20 protein-coding genes and 1 pseudogene are annotated in these 20,318 nt (G+C 68.7%); 18 read left to right on the forward strand and 3 right to left on the reverse strand.

The features are described from left to right. Window positions 1-9: 9 nt before the first annotated feature. A complete protein-coding gene (locus tag AC57BS_RS13465; RefSeq protein WP_496411954.1) occupies window positions 10-963 on the reverse strand; it encodes an EamA family transporter in 954 nt (317 codons plus the stop codon). Continuing rightward, a complete protein-coding gene (locus tag AC57BS_RS13470) occupies window positions 960-2,003 on the reverse strand; it encodes a zinc-binding dehydrogenase (protein WP_496411955.1) in 1,044 nt (347 codons plus the stop codon). Before AC57BS_RS13470 ends, AC57BS_RS13465 begins: the two co-directional genes overlap by 4 nt. Before the next feature lie 479 nt (window positions 2,004-2,482). Here AC57BS_RS13470 and AC57BS_RS13475 point away from each other — a divergent pair, with 479 nt between their 5' ends. The 18 genes and pseudogenes from AC57BS_RS13475 (at window position 2,483) to AC57BS_RS13560 (ending at window position 18,242) form a co-directional block, all read left to right on the forward strand. Continuing rightward, window positions 2,483-2,680, forward strand: a complete 198-nt coding sequence (locus AC57BS_RS13475) for a hypothetical protein (protein ID WP_496411956.1) — start codon at window positions 2,483-2,485, stop codon at window positions 2,678-2,680. Window positions 2,681-2,817: 137 nt separating this feature from the next. Beyond that, the gene (locus tag AC57BS_RS13480) at window positions 2,818-4,047 is read left to right on the forward strand and encodes a TadA family conjugal transfer-associated ATPase (protein ID WP_496411957.1); all 1,230 of its coding nucleotides are present in this window, start codon (window positions 2,818-2,820) and stop codon (window positions 4,045-4,047) included. Beyond that, a pseudogene (locus AC57BS_RS13485) lies at window positions 3,944-4,270 on the forward strand (recombinase family protein); the annotation flags it as partial. The gene AC57BS_RS13480 and the pseudogene AC57BS_RS13485, both read left to right, overlap by 104 nt. Window positions 4,271-4,447: 177 nt before the next feature. After that, window positions 4,448-5,410, forward strand: coding sequence for a recombinase family protein (locus AC57BS_RS13490; RefSeq protein ID WP_496411986.1), 963 nt, complete (start codon window positions 4,448-4,450; stop codon window positions 5,408-5,410). A 441-nt stretch (window positions 5,411-5,851) separates the two neighbouring features. Continuing rightward, entirely contained in the window at window positions 5,852-6,310 is a 459-nt protein-coding gene (locus AC57BS_RS13495) for a helix-turn-helix domain-containing protein (RefSeq protein ID WP_496411958.1), read from the forward strand. Between the two features lie 423 nt (window positions 6,311-6,733). Next, on the forward strand, window positions 6,734-7,306 hold the full coding sequence (locus AC57BS_RS13500) for an SAF domain-containing protein (protein WP_496411959.1): 573 nt from the start codon (window positions 6,734-6,736) through the stop codon (window positions 7,304-7,306). Window positions 7,307-7,309: 3 nt separating this feature from the next. Then, window positions 7,310-8,149, forward strand: coding sequence for a CpaE/TadZ family protein (locus AC57BS_RS13505; protein WP_496411960.1), 840 nt, complete (start codon window positions 7,310-7,312; stop codon window positions 8,147-8,149). Next, complete coding sequence (locus AC57BS_RS13510) at window positions 8,146-9,867, forward strand: TadA family conjugal transfer-associated ATPase (protein WP_496411961.1); 1,722 nt, start codon at window positions 8,146-8,148, stop codon at window positions 9,865-9,867. The genes AC57BS_RS13505 and AC57BS_RS13510 overlap by 4 nt, the downstream gene beginning before the upstream one ends. Further along, entirely contained in the window at window positions 9,864-10,781 is a 918-nt protein-coding gene (locus AC57BS_RS13515; protein ID WP_496411962.1) for a type II secretion system F family protein, read from the forward strand. The genes AC57BS_RS13510 and AC57BS_RS13515 overlap by 4 nt, the downstream gene beginning before the upstream one ends. After that, window positions 10,778-11,695, forward strand: coding sequence for a type II secretion system F family protein (locus tag AC57BS_RS13520; RefSeq protein ID WP_496411963.1), 918 nt, complete (start codon window positions 10,778-10,780; stop codon window positions 11,693-11,695). Before AC57BS_RS13515 ends, AC57BS_RS13520 begins: the two co-directional genes overlap by 4 nt. A 50-nt stretch (window positions 11,696-11,745) precedes the next feature. Further along, window positions 11,746-11,952 carry a hypothetical protein gene (locus tag AC57BS_RS13525; RefSeq protein WP_496411964.1) on the forward strand — a complete coding sequence of 69 codons (207 nt, stop codon included), beginning with the start codon at window positions 11,746-11,748 and terminating at the stop codon, window positions 11,950-11,952. Window positions 11,953-12,005: 53 nt separating this feature from the next. Then, window positions 12,006-12,356, forward strand: a complete 351-nt coding sequence (locus tag AC57BS_RS13530; RefSeq protein WP_496411965.1) for a TadE family protein — start codon at window positions 12,006-12,008, stop codon at window positions 12,354-12,356. Further along, window positions 12,353-12,811: a TadE/TadG family type IV pilus assembly protein gene (locus tag AC57BS_RS13535; RefSeq protein ID WP_496411966.1), complete on the forward strand. Its 459-nt coding sequence runs from the start codon at window positions 12,353-12,355 to the stop codon at window positions 12,809-12,811. The genes AC57BS_RS13530 and AC57BS_RS13535 overlap by 4 nt, the downstream gene beginning before the upstream one ends. Then, the gene (locus AC57BS_RS13540) at window positions 12,808-13,254 is read left to right on the forward strand and encodes a TadE/TadG family type IV pilus assembly protein (protein WP_496411967.1); all 447 of its coding nucleotides are present in this window, start codon (window positions 12,808-12,810) and stop codon (window positions 13,252-13,254) included. Before AC57BS_RS13535 ends, AC57BS_RS13540 begins: the two co-directional genes overlap by 4 nt. Beyond that, window positions 13,251-16,487: a LysM peptidoglycan-binding domain-containing protein gene (locus tag AC57BS_RS13545; protein ID WP_496411968.1), complete on the forward strand. Its 3,237-nt coding sequence runs from the start codon at window positions 13,251-13,253 to the stop codon at window positions 16,485-16,487. The genes AC57BS_RS13540 and AC57BS_RS13545 overlap by 4 nt, the downstream gene beginning before the upstream one ends. 23 nt (window positions 16,488-16,510) lie before the next feature. Next, the gene (locus AC57BS_RS13550; RefSeq protein ID WP_496411969.1) at window positions 16,511-16,786 is read left to right on the forward strand and encodes a hypothetical protein; all 276 of its coding nucleotides are present in this window, start codon (window positions 16,511-16,513) and stop codon (window positions 16,784-16,786) included. Next, window positions 16,783-17,343, forward strand: coding sequence for a hypothetical protein (locus AC57BS_RS13555; RefSeq protein ID WP_496411970.1), 561 nt, complete (start codon window positions 16,783-16,785; stop codon window positions 17,341-17,343). Before AC57BS_RS13550 ends, AC57BS_RS13555 begins: the two co-directional genes overlap by 4 nt. 263 nt (window positions 17,344-17,606) lie before the next feature. Then, on the forward strand, window positions 17,607-18,242 hold the full coding sequence (locus AC57BS_RS13560) for a hypothetical protein (RefSeq protein WP_496411971.1): 636 nt from the start codon (window positions 17,607-17,609) through the stop codon (window positions 18,240-18,242). A 367-nt stretch (window positions 18,243-18,609) separates the two neighbouring features. Here AC57BS_RS13560 and AC57BS_RS13565 read toward each other — a convergent pair. Continuing rightward, on the reverse strand, window positions 18,610-20,318 hold a 1,709-nt coding region (locus tag AC57BS_RS13565), incomplete at its 5' end, for a hypothetical protein (RefSeq protein ID WP_496411972.1).

Genomic DNA, 20,318 nt, shown 5'->3' on the forward strand with positions numbered 1-20,318 from the left:
GCCGGCCCCTCAGCCCGCGCGGCTCAGCGCCGGTGGCTTCTGGAGCTCTGGCGCCCCGGGGAGGTGAGGTGGCGGGGTCGACGTCGGCCGTTCGGCGGCGTCGGGCGTGGGCTGGAGCTGGGCGAGGACCATGCTCCCGAGGGCGAGCAGCAGGCCGACCACCTGGATCGGAGCGAGGTGCTCGTGGAGCACGACGACGCCGATCAGGACGGCTACGGCAGGTGCGACGAGCAGCATGAAGGCGACGTTCCTGGCCGGAAGACGGTCGATCCCGCGCAGCCACAGCCAGTAGGCGAGGGTGGTGTTGACCAGCGCCAGGTAGCCGAATCCGCCGATGTTGACCGCCGTGAGCCTGGGTGGCATTCCCTCGACTGCGAGCGCCACGGGGAGCAGCACAGCGCCGCCGGCGGCAAGGAGCCAGCCGGTGAACGGCAGGACGGCCACGCCGGGTGGTCGGCCCCACCGTTTGGCCAGCACGATGCCCAGTGCCATGGAGGCGGCACCTCCGAGCCCGGCGAGGACGCCGGCGGCGTCCAGGGCGGCGTCGCCCCGCAGGACCATCATGGCCACGCCTGCGACACCCGTGACACCGAAGACGAGGCTCCGCAGCTGCAGCCGCTGGTGCAGGAGAGGCACGGCGAGGAGCGCGACCAGCAGGGGCTGTGCTGCCCCGAGCGTCGCAGCGACTCCTCCGGGCAGCCGATAGGCGGAGTAGAAGAGCAGCGCGAAGAACAGGCCGATGTTCAGCAGGCCCAGGACCGCGGCCCGGTACCACCAGACCCCCTTCGGCAGCGTGCGGGTGAGCCCGATGATGATGAGACCGGCGGGCAGGGCACGCAGCGTGCCGGCGAGGAGCGGCCGGTCCGCGGGGAGCCACTCGGTGGTCACGAAGTACGTCGTGCCCCAGGCAGCCGGTCCTGCCGCCGTGGCGGCCACCGTCAGCCACGTGTTCGGACTGGTCATCGCTTTGCACCACGCGAGGCGGTGGACGTGCCGGAGGCGCCTCGCAGGTCGACGACGACCTTCCCGACACGGTCGGGAGCGTCCAACCTGGCGTACGCCGCAGCGATGTCCTCGAGCGCGTACTCGGAATCGACCAGCGGCCTCCACCCGGCCGTGGACACGTGGTCGAGGAGGGCGGCGAAGTCCGCGGGCGACCCCATGGACGAGCCCAGGATGTCGACCTGCTTCCAGTAGACAGTCTGCACCTTGACCTCCGCCGTCTCCGCCGCCATCCGCCCCACCACGGCGAGCCGACCGCCGGCCCTCAAGGACTGCAGGATCGGCTGCCAGAGGGCACCGGTGGGATCCAGCCCGAGGTCGGCCTGCCCACCGGTGGCCCTCACCAGGTCGCGGGTGAGGTCGTCGCTCGTGCGGAGCACCACGTCGTCGGCCCCCAACGCCCGGGCACCGACCGCGCCCTCGGGCGACGACGTGATGGCCACTACCCGTGCGCCGAGGCCCTTCGCGACCTGGATGGCCAGGGAGCCGACGCCGGACGACGCAGCCGCGACGACGGCGGTCTCGCCCGCGGCGAGCCGGCCCCTGGTGACCAGCGCGCGCCAGGCCGTCAGGCCGGCCATCGGGAGGGCGGCGGCCTCGCTCCACGTCAGGGTGTCCGGCTTCGGATACACGTTCACGGCGGGAACCACGACGAGCTGGGCGTGCGTGCCGCTGATCGGTGAGCCGAGGATCTCGTACGCGGGGCCGGGCGCTGCGGTGCACGGACCCCAGTTGAGGGAAGGGCTGATGATGACGTGGGCGCCGACGTCGACCCCCGTCGCCCCGGCTCCGACCTGTCGCACGATGCCGGCGCCGTCCGAGCCGAGGATGGTGGGGCCGTTCAGCACGCCGCGTTCTGCCAGCGTCATCGCGTCCAGCCGGTTGAGGGCCGCCTTCTCCAGCTCGACGAGCACCTCACCCCAGCCGGGGACGGGTGCCGGCACATCTGCCACGCGGAGGGCGGGATGGGTGGTGTCGTTGTCGACGAGTGCAGCGCGCAAGGGAGCCTCCTGGACGTCGGGGTGTGGACCGAGACGCTCGTTCGGGGCGCTGTCGTCCGACTGTCCGACGGCTGTCCCGGGGATCAGGACGCGCGGCCGCCGCAGCGGGGGCAGTGGGCTCGCCTGACGAACTCGAGGTCCTGTCCGCACCAGCACACGCGGACGGCGTCATCGTGACGACGTCGGTGTGGTCGCGTCGTGAGGTGGGTCGGGTGGACTGTGCGCATCGTTCTCACCGCCGTTGAGTGGATGGCCTGGTTGCCATGCCACGACCTTCGACGTGACGCCTTGCCGCGAACTGTCCGGCCGCTTTCCCTGGAGAAGGAGTCCCGGCGCCCACAGGTCGTTCGGTGATCGAGACAGCGACAGTCACGAGACAGGTGACGGACAGGCAGCACATCCAACCTCGGACCGGGATCAAGAGATCCCGTCCAGAGTCCCCGGCGCCTGCCGTCGAACTTGCCGAAAAGGAACCAGTCATGGACCCGATGACCGCCTACCTCGTCACCATGCAGCGCCAGAACGCGTGGCCGTCACGCAACGCCCTTCCGCACGCCCCCGTGACCGCCCACGCCCTGGGGGCGCGGCGTCCCGCAGCATCCCGTGCAGTCCTCGGTGCGGTCACGCGGCTCGCTTCACGGGCCACGCGCCGGCCCGCCCGGCCACAGGAGTGCTGACGCGCGGGCAGCGGCCCTGAACTGACGCGCAGGGGACGCCGATCGGTTGTCCACAACCTTTGCCTTGGCCCTGTTTCCGGTCGCTCCTCGCTGGGTAGCGTGACGGTGCACGTTCTCGGGGAAGCAGGTGCACCACCATGGCAGTTGATCGCGTCGAGCGACCGTCCGTCCCTGACGCTGCCCACGACGGCCTGGTCGAGCGGCTCGACGCGCAGCTGCGCGAGCGGGTCCGCCGCGAGGGTGTCGACCCGCAGCGTGAGGCGCTCGTGGTGCGCAGGATCGCCGAGGACGTCGTACGCGACCACGACGACCTCAGCCTCACCGGTGCCGTCGCGCCGATCGCCGACGACGGCGCCATGGTCGGCGAGCTCGTGGCCCGGGTCTCCGGTTTCGGCCCGCTCCAGCCGTTCCTCGACGACCCCGAGGTCGAGGAGATCTGGATCAACGACCCCAGCCGGGTCTTCATCGCGCGCCGCGGTCGGCACGAGCTGACCAACCTGCGCCTCGACGCCGCCCAGGTCAACGAGCTCGTCGAGCGGATGCTCAAGTCGAGCGGGCGCCGGCTCGACATCTCCACGCCGTTCGTCGACGCGATGCTGCCCGAGGGTCACCGCCTCCACGTCGTGCTCGAGGGCATCACCCGCGGCTTCACGGCCGTCAACATCCGCAAGTTCCTGCTCCGCGCCCATCGGCTCTCCGACCTCGTGGCGCTGGGCAGCCTGACCCCGCAGGCGGCCCGGTTCCTCGAGGCCTCGGTCCGGGCCGGTCTCAACGTCCTGGTCGCCGGCGGCACGCAGGCAGGCAAGACGACGATGCTCAACTGCCTCGCCGCTGCCGTGCCGGGTGGCGAGCGGGTCGTGAGTGCCGAGGAGGTCTTCGAGCTGCGCTTCAGCCACCCCGACTGGGTGGCGATGCAGACCCGGCAGGCGGGCCTCGAGCAGACCGGCGCGATCGTGCTGCGCGACCTCGTCAAGGAGGCGCTGCGGATGCGTCCGAGCCGCATCCTGGTCGGCGAGGTCCGCGCCGCGGAGTGCCTCGACCTCCTCCTCGCCCTCAACTCCGGCCTGCCGGGCATGTGCACCCTCCACGCCAACAGCGCGCGCGAGGCGCTGGTCAAGATGTGCACGCTGCCGCTGCTCGCGGGGGACAACAGACAAATGGGGATGTGTAACCTACGATGGGTGCGTGGCAGCAGAGACCGCCCTGTCGTATGGCCGCGCCAGCCGCGATCCCAAGCGGCGCGGCGCGAGTGTCGACACTCAGCTTCGGGAGAACGAGCAGTGGGCGATAGCCAACGGAGTTGCGATCACCCACACCATCCGCGACGACGATCGCTCTGCGAGCGCCTACCGCAAACGAGAACGTGAAGGCTTCGAGGAAGCGCTCAGTCTGATTCGAACGCGGGTCGTCGATCTTGTTCTCGTGTGGGAGATGAGCCGGGCGTCGCGCGACCTCGACGATTACGTTCGGCTCCGATCCGCGTGTCACGAAGCAGGGGTTCATCTGGTTTACAAGGGGCGGCGATTCGACCTGAGTCGTGCGGACGACCGATTGTCGACCGGGCTGGACGCCCTACTGGCTGAGCGTGAATCGAACGACATCCGCGATCGCAACCTGCGCACCGTCTCCGCGAACGCAAACCGGGGGCGCCCGCACGGACGTTTGCCGTACGGATTTCGTCGCGAGTACGACCCGACCACGGGCGCGCTGATACGTCAGACTCCGTACTCAGCGAGCGACCCCACACAACTGCTGCCTGAGGCTACGGTGCTGGCGGAGGCAGCCCATGCGCTGCTGCAGGGTGCCACCCTGCGCGGCATATGCCGAGAGCTGAACACTCGGGGTGTCCCGACGCCTCGCAAGCCTCGACGGCACACGTTGCAGGACAATCCAGATGGTGTCGTGACCCGTTGGGAGCCTGCGACCTTGCGGCAGCTCCTGCGCAATCCGACCATCGCGGGTCGTCGAGTGCATCGAGGAGAAGACATCGGCCCCGCCGACTGGGAGCCGATCCTCGATTACGGAACCTGGCTAAGACTCCATGCTCTTCTGAGTGACCCCGCGCGCCTCAGCGTCAAGGTCCCGCGAGGGCCTGCTCCGAGACACCTGCTGTCCGGGATTGCTTGCTGTGGTGAGTGCGGAGCCCGAATGAAGGCAGCCACAAATCTGTCCCGATTGCCGCGCGCGTATGTATGCCGGAACGAGGGCTGCATGAAGGTGACTGTGACTGCAGACCGTGTAGACGAGCGCATCGAGGAGGTCCTCCTAGCGCTTTTCGATCGTCCTGACTTCCAACAGGCACTTGCGGAGGCACACCGGCGACGCGAGACCTCGATGGCAAAACGCCCCGACATCTCTTCGCTGATTGCCGAACGAGAATTGGAGCTTGAAGAGGTCGAGGACTTGCGCGCTTCGGGAGATCTGACGCTTCGCGCGTATGCGGCAGAGACGAAGCGGATAGAGAACGCGATCGATCAGCTGCGGGGGCAGCAGGTCGCCGCCGTCTCTTCGCCAGCTTTGCGGCGATTGCTGAGCGCCTCCACCCTTCACGATGGCTGGCGAAGTGCGAGCCTCTCTGACCAACGGGAGGTTGTTCGCCTCCTACTCCGCGTGACGATCAAACGGGCCATTGTTCGCGGGCGCAGGTTTGACCCGGGGCGGGTCGATATCGAACCGAGTGAGCTGATCACTCAGGAAGCCATGGTTTCGGGCGGTGTCGCTGCGGTCTGACGGTCCGCGAGCCCTGGCACAGCTCCACGCGAGTTGGCGACCAGGTCTCTACGATGATCAAATTCGGACGGAAGTAGTAGTTCGAGCAGTCGATCGGCGACACGCGCTGGTGGCACAGGGAATCGCTGGGCGATCTCGCGCGCGCTGGCACTCGCCTTGTCACTCATGATTGCCTCCTCGCTGCCCCGCTGGCGACGCCAGTCGTGTTGCGTCTGGTCTCCTAAGTGCGCGAGGTGACTGTGGGCGATCACCAGCGGCAGCCAATTTCGAGCGGATGGCAGCCGACAACGGGCCAAGGCGACTAGAGGTTTTGTGGTGGGTGGATCTCTCCAAGAAGCCGACGCCGGTGCCTTGATTGCCTCGACCGCGTGGCCGCTCCTGGGCGTGGATCCTTGTCCGCCTCGCACGTACCGAGAACGTCTGCCGGTAGGTTCGCCACTGATGGTTTCCGGCATCGATCCTTCAGAATTGCGTGCTGCCCGCGAGAAGGCGGGACTGACACAGCACGAGCTCGCGCGCCTCGTCGGTGCGGCCGGCGGAGAGCGCATATCGCGTTGGGAGCTCGGCACGTCAGTTCCCCGGCCAGATTTCCTGGTCAAGCTCGCGCGAGCACTCGACATCCCCACGCTGCGGCTCGTTCGCCTCGACGGCGAGATTCCCGATCTCAGGGCGCTGCGTCTGCAGGCAGGGCTCACCGTGCCCGATCTGGCTGATGCCGTGAACGTGGCTGTGCCGACGTATTACGCATGGGAGCAGGGCCGCTGGACTAGGCTCCCAGCATCCAACACGCTCGAAGCGCTCGGCCGGGCATTCGGGGAGTCCTTCGACGTGGTCGCCGCTGCGTTTAAGGAGGCTCAGCGGCAGCGCCGCGGGCGTGGAGACATCAGCCGCCTCGGCTGAGATGTGAGTGCCCCGTACGTGGGTTTGACTCGCAATCCACAGGGCAAAATTCCTTCCGGACGAACCGAGCGATTTGTGGTCCCATGGACTCCGGATTGTTCGGAAGCGTTGATGTTCAGTCCCATCGGGGGGATTGGGCCGCGCGACCTCTTGCGGTCAGGACTCGGGCGATGACATCTCGGAATCGGTCACCTGTGGACAAAGCGTCGCTCGATAGAAAGGCACTAGCGTGTCAGTATCGAGTTGGGCTCCTGCTGATCGCTGCGGGCCCGTCTCGATACGTAGGTGACTGAGACACGAAAGGACTCGGGATCCATGTCGCTGAACACCGCTCAAGGGGTCGCGGGCGACGCGCCCCCCAGCAGCCGACCCACGCACAATCTCAACAACAGTCCACGCCCTAAGCGGCGCCGCAGGCCGTGGGTGTTCGCACTTTGTGCAGCCCTTGTCGCCGCAGGTGCGCTGGGAACCGCGTTCGCCTTCACATCGGTCAGCGACACCCAGGAGGTCCTGGTCGTCAGCCGTGACATCAAGCGCGGCGCAACCATCGAGACCGGCGACCTCTCGGTCGCGCGGGTGAGCGTCGACCCGGCCCTGAGCCCGGTCGCAGGGAGCCAGCAGGCCGAGCTCGAGGGCAGCCGCGCCGCCGTCGACCTGTGGGCCGGCACCCTGCTCACCGAGGAGGCCGTCACCGACAGCCTGGTTCCGGGGGAGGGGGAGTCCCTTGTGGGCATCAGTCTCACTCCTGCACAGATGCCGTCCGAGCCGCTCTACTCCGGTGACGCCGTCCGGATCGTCACCACGCCCGGCGACCAGGGCGAGGTCACCAACGAGGACCCGGTCACGGTCGAGGCAGTCGTCGTTGGTGTTAGCCGCGTGCAGGAGACCGGCGAGACCGTGGTCGACGTCTCTGTACCCGAAGGCGACGCCGCCGACCTGGCGGCCCGCGCCGCGACCGGGCGGGTCGCACTGGTCTTGGACACGCGGGAGCGCTGAACAATGGCGCTGATCGTCCTCGCCTCGGCCAGCGGTTCGCCCGGCGTCTCCACCACGGCGCTCGGACTTACCTTCAACTGGCACCGTCCCGTGCTCCTGGTCGACGCCGACCCGACCGGTTCCTCCGCGGTCTTCGCCGGCTACTTCCACGGCACTCAGGAACCCACCGGCGGGCTGATCAACCTTGCCCTCGCGCTGCGTGAGCGGACATTGGCCGCCGCACTTCCTCGCGAGACGCTGCTGCTGGACCCCGAGGCCCCGGCCGAGCGCGCGCCATGGTTCCTGCCCGGCATCCGCGCCCACGAGCAGGCCCCAAGCCTGCTGCCGCTGTGGGAGCCGCTCGCCGAGCAACTGCGCGCGCTGGACCGCAACGGCCAAGACGTCATCGTCGACGCCGGCCGGCTCGGCCTCGCGAGTTGGCCCCAGCCGCTCGTCGCTGCCTCCGACCTGACCCTGCTGGTCACCCGCAACTCGCTGCCCGCGCTGGCCGGTGCACGCTCGTGGGCCAACACGCTGAGCGACCAGTTCGCCGCCGTCGGTGGCCTCTCGCGACTCGGCCTCCTCCTCGTCGACGAGGACCGCCGCTGGCCCGCGAGCCCAACAGGTGCACGGGTGCGGCCCTACTCCGCACGCCACATCGAGAAGGCACTCGAGGTTCCCGTGGTCGCGTCAATCGATTGGGAACCTGAAGTCGCGGAGGTCTACTCCCACGGCGCCCGCAAGCCCCGCAAGTTCGAGTCCTCCGACCTGATGCGCGACTACCGCACCGGAGTCTCCCTGATCCACTCCGTCCTCACCTCCAACCAGGCCGCCCTCGCCCACCCGATCGGAGGCCGCGTATGACCACCAACGGACACCAGCCCGGAGCCCAGGACCGCGAGCCGCTCCGCGCCGACGAATGGCTCGCGGCGCGACACGCAGACCGCAGCCCGCGCTCCCCGTTCGCCCGCGGCCGCGGCACCAACGGCGACCAGCCGGTCACGCAGCCACCCCCGCCGCCGGCGCCGAACCTCGAGGACCACGATCCGACGTCGCTGCCGATTTTCGCCGGCGCCTGGATCAGCGAGGACCAGCTGCCGGGCCGCACCCGTTCGGACTTCACGCTCCGCCCGCTGGTCGCCAACCCCGACGACCAGCCTCAGGCGATCGCCGCCACCGACTACGACGGCGCCGACGTGGGGGAGGTCGAGCTGGACTGGGAGCTCATCGCCCAGTACCGGGCCGAGATCTCCTCCCGGCTGACCGCCCGGCTGGACAAGGAAGGCGGCCGGGTCACCGACGAGGACCGCGAGCAGATGGGCCTCGACGTCATCGAGGAGTTCATCAAGTCCGAGGCCGAGACCCTCGTCTCGACCGGCCGTCCGCCGTGGAGCCGCCAGCAGGAGAACGACCTCAAGGCCGCACTCAGGGCCGCGCTGTTCGGTCTGGGCCGGCTGCAGCCGCTGGTTGAGCGCGAGGACGTGGAGAACATCATCGTCATCGCCCGCGGGCCGGAGTGCGTCGTGTGGCTGGAGCTCGTTGACGGCACTCTGGTCGAGGCCGCCCCGATCGCCGACTCCGAGGACGAGCTGCGCGAGTTCCTCGCCGCCCTCGGCTCCCGGCAGAACCGGCCCTTCACCGAAGCCCGTCCGCACCTGGACCTGCGCCTGCCAGGCGGCGCCCGGCTCGCGGCCGGCTCCTGGGTGATGGCCTACACCTCGGTGGTGATCCGCAGGCACGGGATGCGTGAGGTGTCGATGGACGAGATGGTCTACGACCGCAAGGCGTGCGGCGCGGTCCTGGCCGACTTCCTCGCCGCCTGCGTCCGCGCCGGCAAGAGCATCGTCGTCTCCGGCGTCCAGGGCTCGGGCAAGACCACCTGGGTCCGTGCCCTGTGCTCGTGCATCCCGCCGTGGGAGATGATCGGCACCTTCGAGACCGAGTTCGAGCTGCACCTGCACGAGCTGGTCGACCGGCACAAGATCGTCCACGCTTGGGAGCACCGGCCCGGATCCGGCGAGGTCGGCATCGACGGCCGCCAGGCCGGTGAGTTCAGCCTCGAGGAGGCCATCCACCACTCCTTCCGGTTCAACCTCGCCCGCCAGATCGTCGGTGAGGTCCGCGGCCCGGAGGTCTGGAACATGCTCAAGGCCATGGAGTCCGGCCCGGGCTCGATCAGCACCACCCACGCCCGCAGCGCCGAGCACACCATCGAGAAGCTCGTCTCCTGCGCCATGGAGAAGGGCCCGCAGGTCACCCGCGAGCTGGCGATCAGCAAGCTCGCCGCCGCCATCGACATCGTGGTGTACCTGCGCTCAGAGGTCGTCCCCACCCATGTTCAGGCCGGCGACGGCACCTTCCGCAAGCAGCGCTGGGTCGAGGAGGTCATGGTCGTCCAGCCGAGCATCGACGCGGCCCGCGGGTATGCGACCACCCCGATCTTCGCCCCGAACCAGCTCGGCCAGGCCGTCGCCACCGGGAAGCTCGACAACTTCCTCGCCCAGGAGCTCGCCCGCCACGGGTTCGACCTCGAGGCGTACAAGGCCGAGTCCCGGGCAAACCCGGGGGTGGCGACCTCATGACCGCCTTCCTGCCCGCTGTCTACGGGGCCCTCATCGTGACCGGCCTGATCGGCATGGTCTACGCGCTGATCCCCGCACCCCCGAAGCCGCCGCGGCCCGAACGGACGCTCACCCCGCTGGGCCGGGCGGGTGGCTGGTTCACCCGGCTGCACCCGCGCACCCGGATGCTGGTCATCGGCGGCGCTGTCGCCGGCCTCCTGGTCGCGCTGCTGACCGGCTGGGTGATCGCGATCGTGCTCGTCCCGGCCGCGATCGTCGGCATCCCGCTGCTGCTCTCGCCTCCGCCGGCGGCTGCGAGCGTCGAGAAGCTCGAGGCGCTCGAGGAGTGGACCCGGTCGCTGTCGGGAAAGTTGACGGCCGGCCAGTCGCTGCGCTCGGCTCTCATCAAGTCGCTGCAGTCGGTGCCGGCGCCGATCGAGCGCGAGGTCGGGCTGATGGTCTCCCGGCTCTGGAACAACACCGCCACCACCGAGGACGTGCTGCGCGCCTTCGCCGAGGACCTCAACGACTCCACCGGCGACGTGGTGGCCAGTCAGCTGATCCTCGCCGCCAGCGGGCGCGGGCAGGCCGGCCTGGCCAAGGCGCTGGACGCCCTCGCCGAGACCGTCGCCGCCGACGTGCGCGCCCGCCGCCAGATCGCCGCGGACCAGGCCAAGCCGCGCACCACCGCGCGCACGGTCACCGTGATCACCCTCGGCGTCCTGGGCATGCTCGCCCTCACCGGCGACTACATCGAGCCGTACGGCAGCCCGCTCGGCCAGGTCATCCTCGCCGTCTTGCTGACTGCCTACGTGGCCACGCTGCTGTGGATGCGCCGGATGGCGGTCGCCAAGCCGCTCCCGCGCTTCCTCGACCTCCAGGCCCGCAACGCGCACCGAGCGGCGCGCGGGGAGAAGGAAGGAGCACTCGCATGACCGGCCTCCAGCTCGCGCTCGCCAGCGGCACGCTCCTCGGGCTCGCCGTTGCCCTGCTCGTGTGGCGCCTGGCCCCGTCCGACCCCGACCTGGTCGAGGCCCTGGACCGGCTCTCGCCCGGCCACGTCGTGCCCCGCCGCAGCGCCGGCCCGCTCGACGTCGAGGAGAGCACCGAATCCGGATCGCTGGTCGACCGGATCGGCGTGTGGGCGATCAAGAACCTGCCCGGGGGAGCGTGGGCGCACACGCCCCGCAAGGACCTGGCCATCCTCCAGATCAGCGAGACCAGGTTCTACGGCGAGAAGGTCGTCTGGGCGCTGCTCGGCCTGGCCATGCCGCCGCTGTTCGCGGCGTTCTTCGCGCTGATCGGGCTCCCGCTCCCGTTCGTGATCCCCACCTTCGGGTCGCTCGGGCTCGCCGCACTGTTCTGGTTCATGCCCAACTACAACGCCACTGACGACGCCAAGAAGGCCCGCCTCGAGTTCAGCCGGGCCCTGGGCGCCTACATCGACATGGTCGCCACCGGAGTCCGCGACGGCTCCAGCGGCCAGCAGGCGCTGCGCTCCGCGGCCGAGGTCGGCGACACCTGGGTGTTCAAGCGGATCGAGAGCGAGCTGCGCCGCGCCCGTTACATGACTCGCGCCCCCTGGGACTCCTTGCACAAGCTCGCCGATGACCTCGGCGTCCCCGAGCTCGACGACCTCGCCGACATCATGCAGCAGTCCGGCCAGGACGGCGCCCAGATCTACAACAACCTCCGCGCCCGCGCCGCCGCACTCCGCTCGGCGATGCTCAGCGCCGAACTCGGGAAGGCCAACGCCGTCTCCGAGCGCATGTACATCCCCGCCAGCCTGCTCGGCATCGTCTTCATGGCGCTCCTCGTCACCCCGTCGATGCTCCGACTCGCGACCTAACACCGACGTCGATCCCGGGACACCCGAACTCCACTAGAAAGGAACACCCGATGTTGAAGCTCTTCATCACCCTCCAGGTGACGGCCCTCGTCGTGATCGCCAGCATGGAGGACCGCACCGTCAAGCACCGACGCGACGAGCGCGGCTCGGTCACGATCGAGCAGGTCATCTGGGCCGGCGCGGTCATCCTCATCGTCGGCATCGTCGTCGCCGCGATCACCGCATACGTGACCAGCGAGGCCGGAAAGATCAAGTAGGTCCGTCCTTGTTCTCCAGCTCGCGCCGCCGACGCCGGGACGAGCGCGGCTCAGTGGCCATCCAGATGGTCTTCCTGATGCCGGCGCTCTTCGCGGTGATGTTCCTCGGTGTCCAGGGCGCGCTGTACTACCACGCCCGCGAAGTAGCGCTCGCGGCCGCGCAGGAGGGCGCACGCGAGGCGGGCAGCGAGAACGGCACCCGCGAGTCCGGAGTGGCGACCGCGAACGGCTTCCTCCAAGACGCCGGCGGATCCGACGTGATGACGTCGACCAGCGTCTCCGGGTCACGGACCACGACAACGGCCACGATCACCGTCACCGGCCAGTCCATGAGCGTAATCCCCGGCTGGCACGTGACCATCCGCCAGAGCGCCAGCGTCCCGGTCGAGAGGCTCACCGAATGATGGGGCAGAGCATCTGGGCACGCGCCTTCAACCGCAGCCGGGACGATCGCGGATCGGTGGCCATCGAGGCCGCGATCGGCGTCCCGGCCTTCGGGCTGTTCGTGGCGATGATCCTCCTCGGCGGCCGCGTCGAGATCGCCAAGCAGTCCGTGGAAGCAGCCGCGTACGAGGCAGCACGAGCAGCCTCGATCGAGCGAACCCAGAACGAGGCGATCGCCGCAGGCAGGTCCTCGGCCGCAAGTAGCCTGCACGACCAGGACGTGCACTGCACCAGCACGAACATCACGGTCAACGCGTCGGCGTTCAACGCGCCCATCGGGAACACCGCCCAGGTGAACGTCACGGTGACCTGCACGGTCAACCTGTCGGACCTGAGCATCCCCGGCGTACCCGGCACCCGCACGATCACCACAACCGCGAGCAGCCCCGTCGACGCCTACCGGGAGCGCCGATGATGAGGCGCCCGGTCCAGAGACTCTCACCGCCACAGCGCGACGAGCGCGGCTCCATCAGCGTCTGGTTCGCCACCGCGTCCTTCGCGATGATCATCCTGGTCGGGATGACCGTCGACGTCGGCAGCAAGGTGCACGCCCAGCAGCAGGCCCGCAGTGCCGCGGCCCAGGCTGCCCGCACCGGCGCCCAGGAGGTCCAGAGCTCCGCGGTGCGCGGAGGGGACCTGCACGTCGACATCAACGCCGCCAAGTCCGCCGCACAGGGCTACCTCAACGCCGCCGGCGTGGAGGGCAGCGTCACCGTCGTCAACGGCGACACCCTGATCGTGCGCACCACCGACACCTACCACAGCAAGTTCCTCGGGATCATCGGGCTCGACTCGATGAGGGTCACCGGGGAGGCGTCTGCACGGCTCATCCGCGCCCAAGGAGGCACCGAACGATGACAACGCCCACCCTGCGCCAGCGGCTGACCGGGCTCCTCGCCACGGTCGCCGTCCTCGGCATCATCATCGGCCTGCCGGCCCTCTTCCTCGCGATCGGAGCCAACCCGATCCCCGACCAAGTGCCGAGCTTGGAGAGCGCCAAGAACGCACTCTTCGCACCCGACGACGGCACCCTGATCCTGGGCCTGTTCAAGGTGATCGGCTGGGCCGCGTGGGCCTTCATGACCATCAGCCTGGTGGTGGAGACTATCGCCCGGCTCCGCAGGGTCGAGGCGCCCAAGCTGCCGGGTCTTGGCCGCCCACAGGCCGCCGCCCACGGACTGATCGGACTCGCTGCCCTGCTGTTCATCGCAGCGCCGATCGCCGCACAGGCCGCCAACGCCGGCCCGGCCGCCGCGTCCGAGCTGGCGGCGGTGGGTCATGTCCAGGCCGGGACCCTCGACCAGACGCCCGCCCAGCACGGCGTGAAGGTCGAGGCGAAGCAGGAGCGCGCGACGGTCAATCACTCGGTCAAGCCGGGGGAGAGCCTGTGGTCGATCGCTGAGGACCACCTCGGTGACGGCGCGCGCTACAAGGAGATCGCCGACCTCAACCGCGACCTCCTCGGCTCCCGACCCAGCTTCCTCGAGCCCGGTTGGGTGCTCAAGCTGCCCGCCACGGACAGCGGAACGCCGCCGCACGCCTACACCGTGCAACCCAACGACACACTCAGCGACATCGCCCACGACGAGCTCGGCGACGCCGACCGGTGGCCGGAGATCTACAAGGCCTCCACCGGCATCACCCAGCCCGGCGGCGCCCACCTCACCGACCCCGACGTGATCGACGTCGGCTGGAAACTCCACATCTCCCGAGCCGTGGCACCTGCCGGTCACGTCGACCGGCAGCAGCCGCAGCCTCGCGAGGACAAGCCCGACACCCCCGCCGAACCCAAGGACAAGCAGCAGCCGATAGACCCGCCGGCCGAGGAGACGCCGCCAGTCCCCGAGACCGAGGCCCCGCAGACAGCCGCGCCCGAGGTCCCGCAGGCCGAGCAGCCGACGGCGCCGTCCGCCGACGTCGACCAGGTCGACGAAGCCGACGACTCGATCCTCGAGGCGCCCTGGGTCCTCGCCGGTCTGACCGGCGGGGGCGTGCTGCTGTCCGGAGCACTACTGATGGCGCTGCGGTCCCGTCGGCGCTCCGCCTACCGGAACCGGCCGCCGGGTCGAGCGATCGCCGCCCCGCCACCCGAGCTGGCGCCAGTGGAGATGACCCTGAACGCGACCGGTGCCGCCGCGGCCGCCACCGTGGAGTTCGCCGACGAGGCCCTGCGGCGCCTCGCGGCCGCGGTCGGCGCCCAGGGCACCACGATGCCGCCGCTCGCGGCCGTCGAACTCGCGAAGGGCAAGCTGACGCTGCACCTCAGCGCCCCGGCCGCCGTCCCGGCTCCCTGGGTGGGCAGCCCCGACCAGACCCACTGGCACGTCAGCACCGACACCGCCGTCGAGGACCTCGGCCCCCACACTGACAACGTCGAGCCGCCCTACCCGCTGCTGGCCACCATTGGCATGAGCGACACCGGCGAGACCTGGCTGCTGAACTGCGAGGAGCTCTCCACGCTGACCATCAGCGGCGACCCAACCTACGGCCGCGACTTCGCCCGCCACCTCGCTGCTCAGCTGGCCGTCAACCCGTGGTCGCGCCGCGTCCAGGTCGACTGCATCGGCGTGGCCGAGGAGACCGTCGCCATGGACGAGCGGATCACCTACTACCCGACCGGTGAGGCCGGGACGCCCGCGACCGCGGAGATCCTCGCCGCCGCGGTGACCACTGTCGACCGAGCGAAGCGACACGACACCGACGTGTCCACGGCCCGCACCGGCAGCGTCGACGACGACACCTGGCCCGCCAGGATGCTGCTCCTCGACGCCGCAGCCGGAGACCCCGACGACCTCGAGCAGCTGCTGCAGCTGGTCAACGATCACGTCGGCCAGTCCGCGACCTCCATCGTCGTTGCCGGCGAACGTCCGAACACGCCCGGCGCGGTGTTGCACATGACCAACACCGGCCGCATCGTCCTCGAGCACGCGGGCCTCAACCTCATCGCCGTCGGCCTCACCAGCGATGAGGCCCGCGGCTGCGCTCTGGTCTACGCCCAGAGCGAGACCCCGGAGTACGTCGACACGCCCGTGGACGAGACCGCCACCGACGGCTGGGAGGCCTACACCGACTCCTCCGGGGCTCTGCGTCGCGAGTACACCCTGCCCCGCAACACCCCCGAGGGAGCCGTCGACGAGCCGCTGTCCTCGCTGCTCGAGGGCACCGACGAGGAGTACATCCGCGAGAGCGCGATCGTGCAGGAGGACCTCGAGGCCCTGGCGCCGAAGGTGCCCGCCCATGTCCGCGCCGAGGTCGAGGAGAAGGACCCCATCCTCGACCAGGACATCGCCGACTGGTTCTCGCCCAACTGCCACCGCCCGCGCCTCACCCTGCTCGGCCCGGTCACCGCACGCACTCACGGCAAGGCACTCGCCAAGCGCAAGCCCTACTTCACCGAGCTCCTGGCGTTCCTCGCCCTGCACCGCAAGCACGGCGCCACCCGCGAGCAGATCCGCGAGGCCTTCTCCATCTCCGACGGCAAGGTGCGCGACTACACCAACATCGTCCGAGACTGGCTCGGTCCTAACCCCCGCACCGGCGAGGACCACCTGCCCTACGCGGACAAGGCGCCGGCCGCTAAGCTCACCGGGGTCAACGTCTACCAGGTCGACGAGGGCCTGCTCGTCGACCTGGACCTGTTCATCCGCCTCCGCAAGCGCGGGCAGAGTCGGGGCGGCGCCGAGGGTGTCGCCGACCTCTGCACTGCGCTCGAGCTCGTCGGCGAGGCCCAGCCGTTCAGCCAGCTGCGCGAGGAAGGGTGGGCATGGCTCGCCAACGAGCCTGACCGCGTCGACCTCATGGCGGGCGGGTGGATCGCGGACGTCGCCCTCATCGTCGTCACCGAGGCGCTCGCGGCCGGCGACCTGATCAAGGCCCGCTCCGCCGCCTACGTCGCCAACCGCGCCGACCCCGACGGCGAGAGCACCCGACTGTGCCTTGCCCACGTCATGAAGGCCGAGGGCGACCAGCTTGAGGCCGACCGGATCCTGCGCGAAGAGATCTGCAACCGGTCCGACGACGGCGACGCACCCATGGAATTGTCGGAGCGCACGAAGACCATCATCCGTTCACACGGCTGGCTCGCGAGCTGACTCGGAGAAGGGAGCACCGGCACATGACAACGTTCGACCAGGAACTCACCGGCCGATACGCCGCGGCGGGCGGCGACCGCCCCGACCTCGACGCCCGCCGCGTCGCGCGGGCCGTGTTCGTGGGCGACACCATCCGCACGCTCTACAACGCCGACAAGAAGTTCGGTATCGACCCCGCCGACAACGGCTCGCTGGCCGAGCTCGTCGACGCAGCCGAAGAACACCTCGAGCACATTGCCAACGACGTCAGCCAACGGTCAGTAATGGCGTCGCCCACCACAGGAGGAGACACCGCATGAGGAAGCACCACTCCGCACTCGGGGGAGTGGCCCTCGCCCTCGCCCTGACTCTCACGGGCTGCGCCGGCGACGACACCGAGCCCCGGGTCCAGGACACCCCAAGCCAGTCCCCTTCGCCGACACCCACCAGCACGCCGACTCCGAAGACACCGGAGGAGAAGGCGGCGGCCCAGCTGACGAAGTACCTCGACGTGCGAGACGACTTCTACCGCGCGGCCACGATCGACTTCAATCGACTCAACAAGGTCGCCACGGGGGATGAGTTTCTCCAGATACAGGCCGCAGTTGCGGACATCGATCGGTACGACATCAAGGTCACAGGCAAGTACGTCCACACACTCGCCGCGCCGCGCAACCGAGGCGCGGAGATCCGGATCATCGACTGCGAAGACCGGACCGGTGTCACGGAACGTAACAAGGACGGGAAGGACATCACGCGCAACGACCCGAACGGCAATCCGCTGCGCAACCCAGTTCCAGTTGAGTACACGCTTGTCCGCGACAAGGGTGCGTGGAAGGTGTCCAATTCGGACGTCAAATGGGATCAGTCATGCTGAGGCGGGCGTTGCTGGCGCTTCTCCTGGCCGTAGGCGCGCTGATGTTCGTAGCGGTCTCCGCGGCGAATGCGGACTGCGTCCACGTCTATAACCCGGAGACTGGTGAGTACGAGCTTGAGTGTTCCGACGGCGGGGATCCGGGTGGCGGGGACAACGACGGCGGGGACAACGGCGGGGGCTCGTCCACGTGCTCCTACGGTGGCAACGAGATCCCGTGCACCGGACCCGGTGGATCGGTTTGGAGCAGCGCGCACGGGTGCTACGTGGGCGACGTCTGGGATCCAGGCGGGGAAGGCGCTCAGCCGCCGCCCGGGCAGACCAACGAGGATGGCGCCTGGCACATCTGCTACTTCCCGCCACCTGGCTCGTCCTGGGAGCCGATGTGGATCCAGAACGGCACGGTCACGATCGACCCGGTGGTACTCGCCAACCGCGCGATCGCAGCCATGGACCTAGATCCCATCCAGATCGGGATCGTCCCCGAATCGAGTCCGAACCGGGTTGGCCTTGTCGGGCTGCCGGTGTGGATGTGGGTCGACAGCCCGACGGACGACACGTTCGGCCCGATGACAGCATCGGCCAGCGAGGGGACGGTGTCGGTCAGTGCCACCGCCAGCGTCTCCAACATCGTCTGGGACATGGGCGACGGGACCACCGTGACCTGCACGGGCAAGGGCACTCCGTACGACGACCACTACGGCAAGCAGGACTCGCCGACGTGTGGGTACCGCTACGAGAAGATGTCGACGGACCAGCCCGATGGGGCCTACCAGATCACCGCCACGAGCCACTGGGTCGTCGAGTGGACCGGCGGCGGGCAGTCCGGAACCATCGAGTTCGACCTGACCACCGACGCGCTGCCGATCCGCATCGGTGAGGCCCAGGTGCTGACCCAGTGAGTAGTCGGTAGTCACTAAGTGACCACGGGAGACAAGTCCCCGTCCTGGGAGCAGGACGGGACCTGTTTCTCGTCCTAACGGCGCCGGACTCCGCGCGGCGGGCATTCGATGGAGCGTGGCCTAACAGGTGCGGCGCCCTACTCCCGGATGAACTCCCTGTGTCCTCGGCTCTCTTGATGACACGTTCGACGCCGTTGCTGCACCCCGCCCAGAATGACGCAGGCTGAGATCACCAGCGCCCCTTGGGCGTGCCGCGATACTGGACGCTATTTGAGGCCCCGAGGTCCTTCCTCCGTGCCCACTCGACGAACCCGGTTCGACCCGGTCGCGAAAAGGTCTAGCGACACCAGCCGCGGTCAAGGTGCGCTCAGGTCGGCAGGTAGATGTGCTCGTCGAGTGCGGCGATGATGTTGTACCAGTACTCGCGGCCGGCGTTGGGATAGGCGTCGAGGAGTTCGACGAGCCTTTCCTTGTCCCGCCGGGGAATGAGGTTTCGGAGAGCGGCCATCCGGACTTCCTGCGCGGGGTCGTAGATCAACTCGGCGAGTTCCTCATCGGTCCGTTCGGTTTGCTCGCACCACCATTGTTTCGCGCGATTGCGCTGACTCTTGCTGTCGCTGTCTTTGAACATCTCGTACAGGACGGGTGCGAGCGGCGTGTCGTACCCCTCGGAAAGCATTCGGTAGGCAAACGCCGCCGGAACTTCTGCGAATCCTTGGGTGAGCTGCGGAAGGGTTTCTTCACTTACGAGCAGTTCGATCCCTTCCCACACTTCCGGAAGTACGACGTCGCCAGCCTTTTCGACGTCCTTTACGTACTTGATGACCAGGCCGATGTCGTCAACATGTGGCGAGTCAAGGCGTGTCAGGAGGGATGCCGCCGCTCTGAGTCTTTCGGCGACGAGGAAGTCGATGATGTCTTCTCGTCCGTCGAGGATGTCGCCGACTTGGGCGCGCAGGGCCGCCCCCTCAGTTCGGAGAGCTTCTCGCGCGTCCTGCCGAAGGGACTCGGGGTCGGCGTAAGAGAGCGCGGCCCACTCGGTTGTGACTAGCGGAGTTCCCGCCGCAGACCTGAGCTCCTCGACGTCGCCCGTCAGCGCCATCAACTGGGCCTCCAGGTGGCGGCTCAACGCGGAGGTCTTGTCGTGCTCTTTGAGCGCGGCGAGGTAGGCGCTGGCGGCCGAGCTATCCGTCCTCGCGCGGGCGAGGAGGAGTTCGCGAGCGATCCTGTCCTTTCCTCCTAGGATCGCGGCGCTCGACTTCGACGTGAGGACGCCTCGTTCGAGTGCCTCTGCGATGGCAACGTGCTTGAGAGAACTCGCTTCGACCTGGGTTGCCAGCATCAGTAGCTGGGTTTCCTCGACGCTGGAGATGTTCTGCTCGACCAAGCTCGGTATGGCGTCCCCGCCAAGGCCGACGAAGGCGTTCCTCGTGAGAGCCTGGATGTCGCCCTCGAGGAAGGCCAGAACCGGGTTCACGATGTTCGCGAGACCTGGCTTTAGGTCGCTGTGGGCGGCGATCTGACGAAGCAGGTCCTCTGTCTGGACTCGTGCCTTCGGCTCGGCGAGTTGGACGAGGTCTTGCAGTAGGAGGTCAAAGGCCGACCCATGGCCACCATCGGCGTTCAGTAGCTTGACCCAAGTCGTGACAACATCCTCCGCCGGGACGTCGGTATCAGCCGCGGCGTCAGCGTCGGCTTGAGCATCATCCATGGGTGGCCGCAGGCTAAGCCGAGCGAGCGTGGCGGTCGCTCCCCTCGCCACGTAGGAGTCGGACGACTTCGCCCGCGCGACTAGCTGTCGTCTCAGGTATTTCGGGCCGTAATCGATTGCACCCCACCCGGGGATAACGCGGTTCTCGACCTCGGTGTGCTGGCCGATGTCCTCGAGGATTGTTTGGAACCAGACATCGCACTCACCTGAGCCGAGGTCGAGCTCGTCGCGGCGCTGGTAAAGAGGCTCTTCACAGTTGAGGGTGTAGATCGGTCGGGCGCGTCGGTCCCGGGATAGACGTCGAGGTCTCCCGAGGATGAAGGCTCCTACACGCTCATCCTGGAAGACCTCGACTTGTCTGACGC

The sequence above is a fragment of the Nocardioides sp. BGA-UO-ETr-FS32 genome (assembly GCF_059567905.1).

Coding starts and splice junctions, on each gene's coding strand:
- AC57BS_RS13510 (WP_496411961.1), top strand. CDS start 8,146: ATGACCACCAACGGACACCAGCCCGGAGCCCAGGACCGCGAGCCGCTC.
- AC57BS_RS13515 (WP_496411962.1), top strand. CDS start 9,864: ATGACCGCCTTCCTGCCCGCTGTCTACGGGGCCCTCATCGTGACCGGC.
- AC57BS_RS13545 (WP_496411968.1), top strand. CDS start 13,251: ATGACAACGCCCACCCTGCGCCAGCGGCTGACCGGGCTCCTCGCCACG.
- AC57BS_RS13495 (WP_496411958.1), top strand. CDS start 5,852: ATGGTTTCCGGCATCGATCCTTCAGAATTGCGTGCTGCCCGCGAGAAG.
- AC57BS_RS13480 (WP_496411957.1), top strand. CDS start 2,818: ATGGCAGTTGATCGCGTCGAGCGACCGTCCGTCCCTGACGCTGCCCAC.
- AC57BS_RS13475 (WP_496411956.1), top strand. CDS start 2,483: ATGGACCCGATGACCGCCTACCTCGTCACCATGCAGCGCCAGAACGCG.
- AC57BS_RS13505 (WP_496411960.1), top strand. CDS start 7,310: ATGGCGCTGATCGTCCTCGCCTCGGCCAGCGGTTCGCCCGGCGTCTCC.
- AC57BS_RS13520 (WP_496411963.1), top strand. CDS start 10,778: ATGACCGGCCTCCAGCTCGCGCTCGCCAGCGGCACGCTCCTCGGGCTC.
- AC57BS_RS13555 (WP_496411970.1), top strand. CDS start 16,783: ATGAGGAAGCACCACTCCGCACTCGGGGGAGTGGCCCTCGCCCTCGCC.
- AC57BS_RS13535 (WP_496411966.1), top strand. CDS start 12,353: ATGATGGGGCAGAGCATCTGGGCACGCGCCTTCAACCGCAGCCGGGAC.
- AC57BS_RS13540 (WP_496411967.1), top strand. CDS start 12,808: ATGATGAGGCGCCCGGTCCAGAGACTCTCACCGCCACAGCGCGACGAG.
- AC57BS_RS13525 (WP_496411964.1), top strand. CDS start 11,746: ATGTTGAAGCTCTTCATCACCCTCCAGGTGACGGCCCTCGTCGTGATC.
- AC57BS_RS13465 (WP_496411954.1), bottom strand. CDS start 963: ATGACCAGTCCGAACACGTGGCTGACGGTGGCCGCCACGGCGGCAGGA.
- AC57BS_RS13550 (WP_496411969.1), top strand. CDS start 16,511: ATGACAACGTTCGACCAGGAACTCACCGGCCGATACGCCGCGGCGGGC.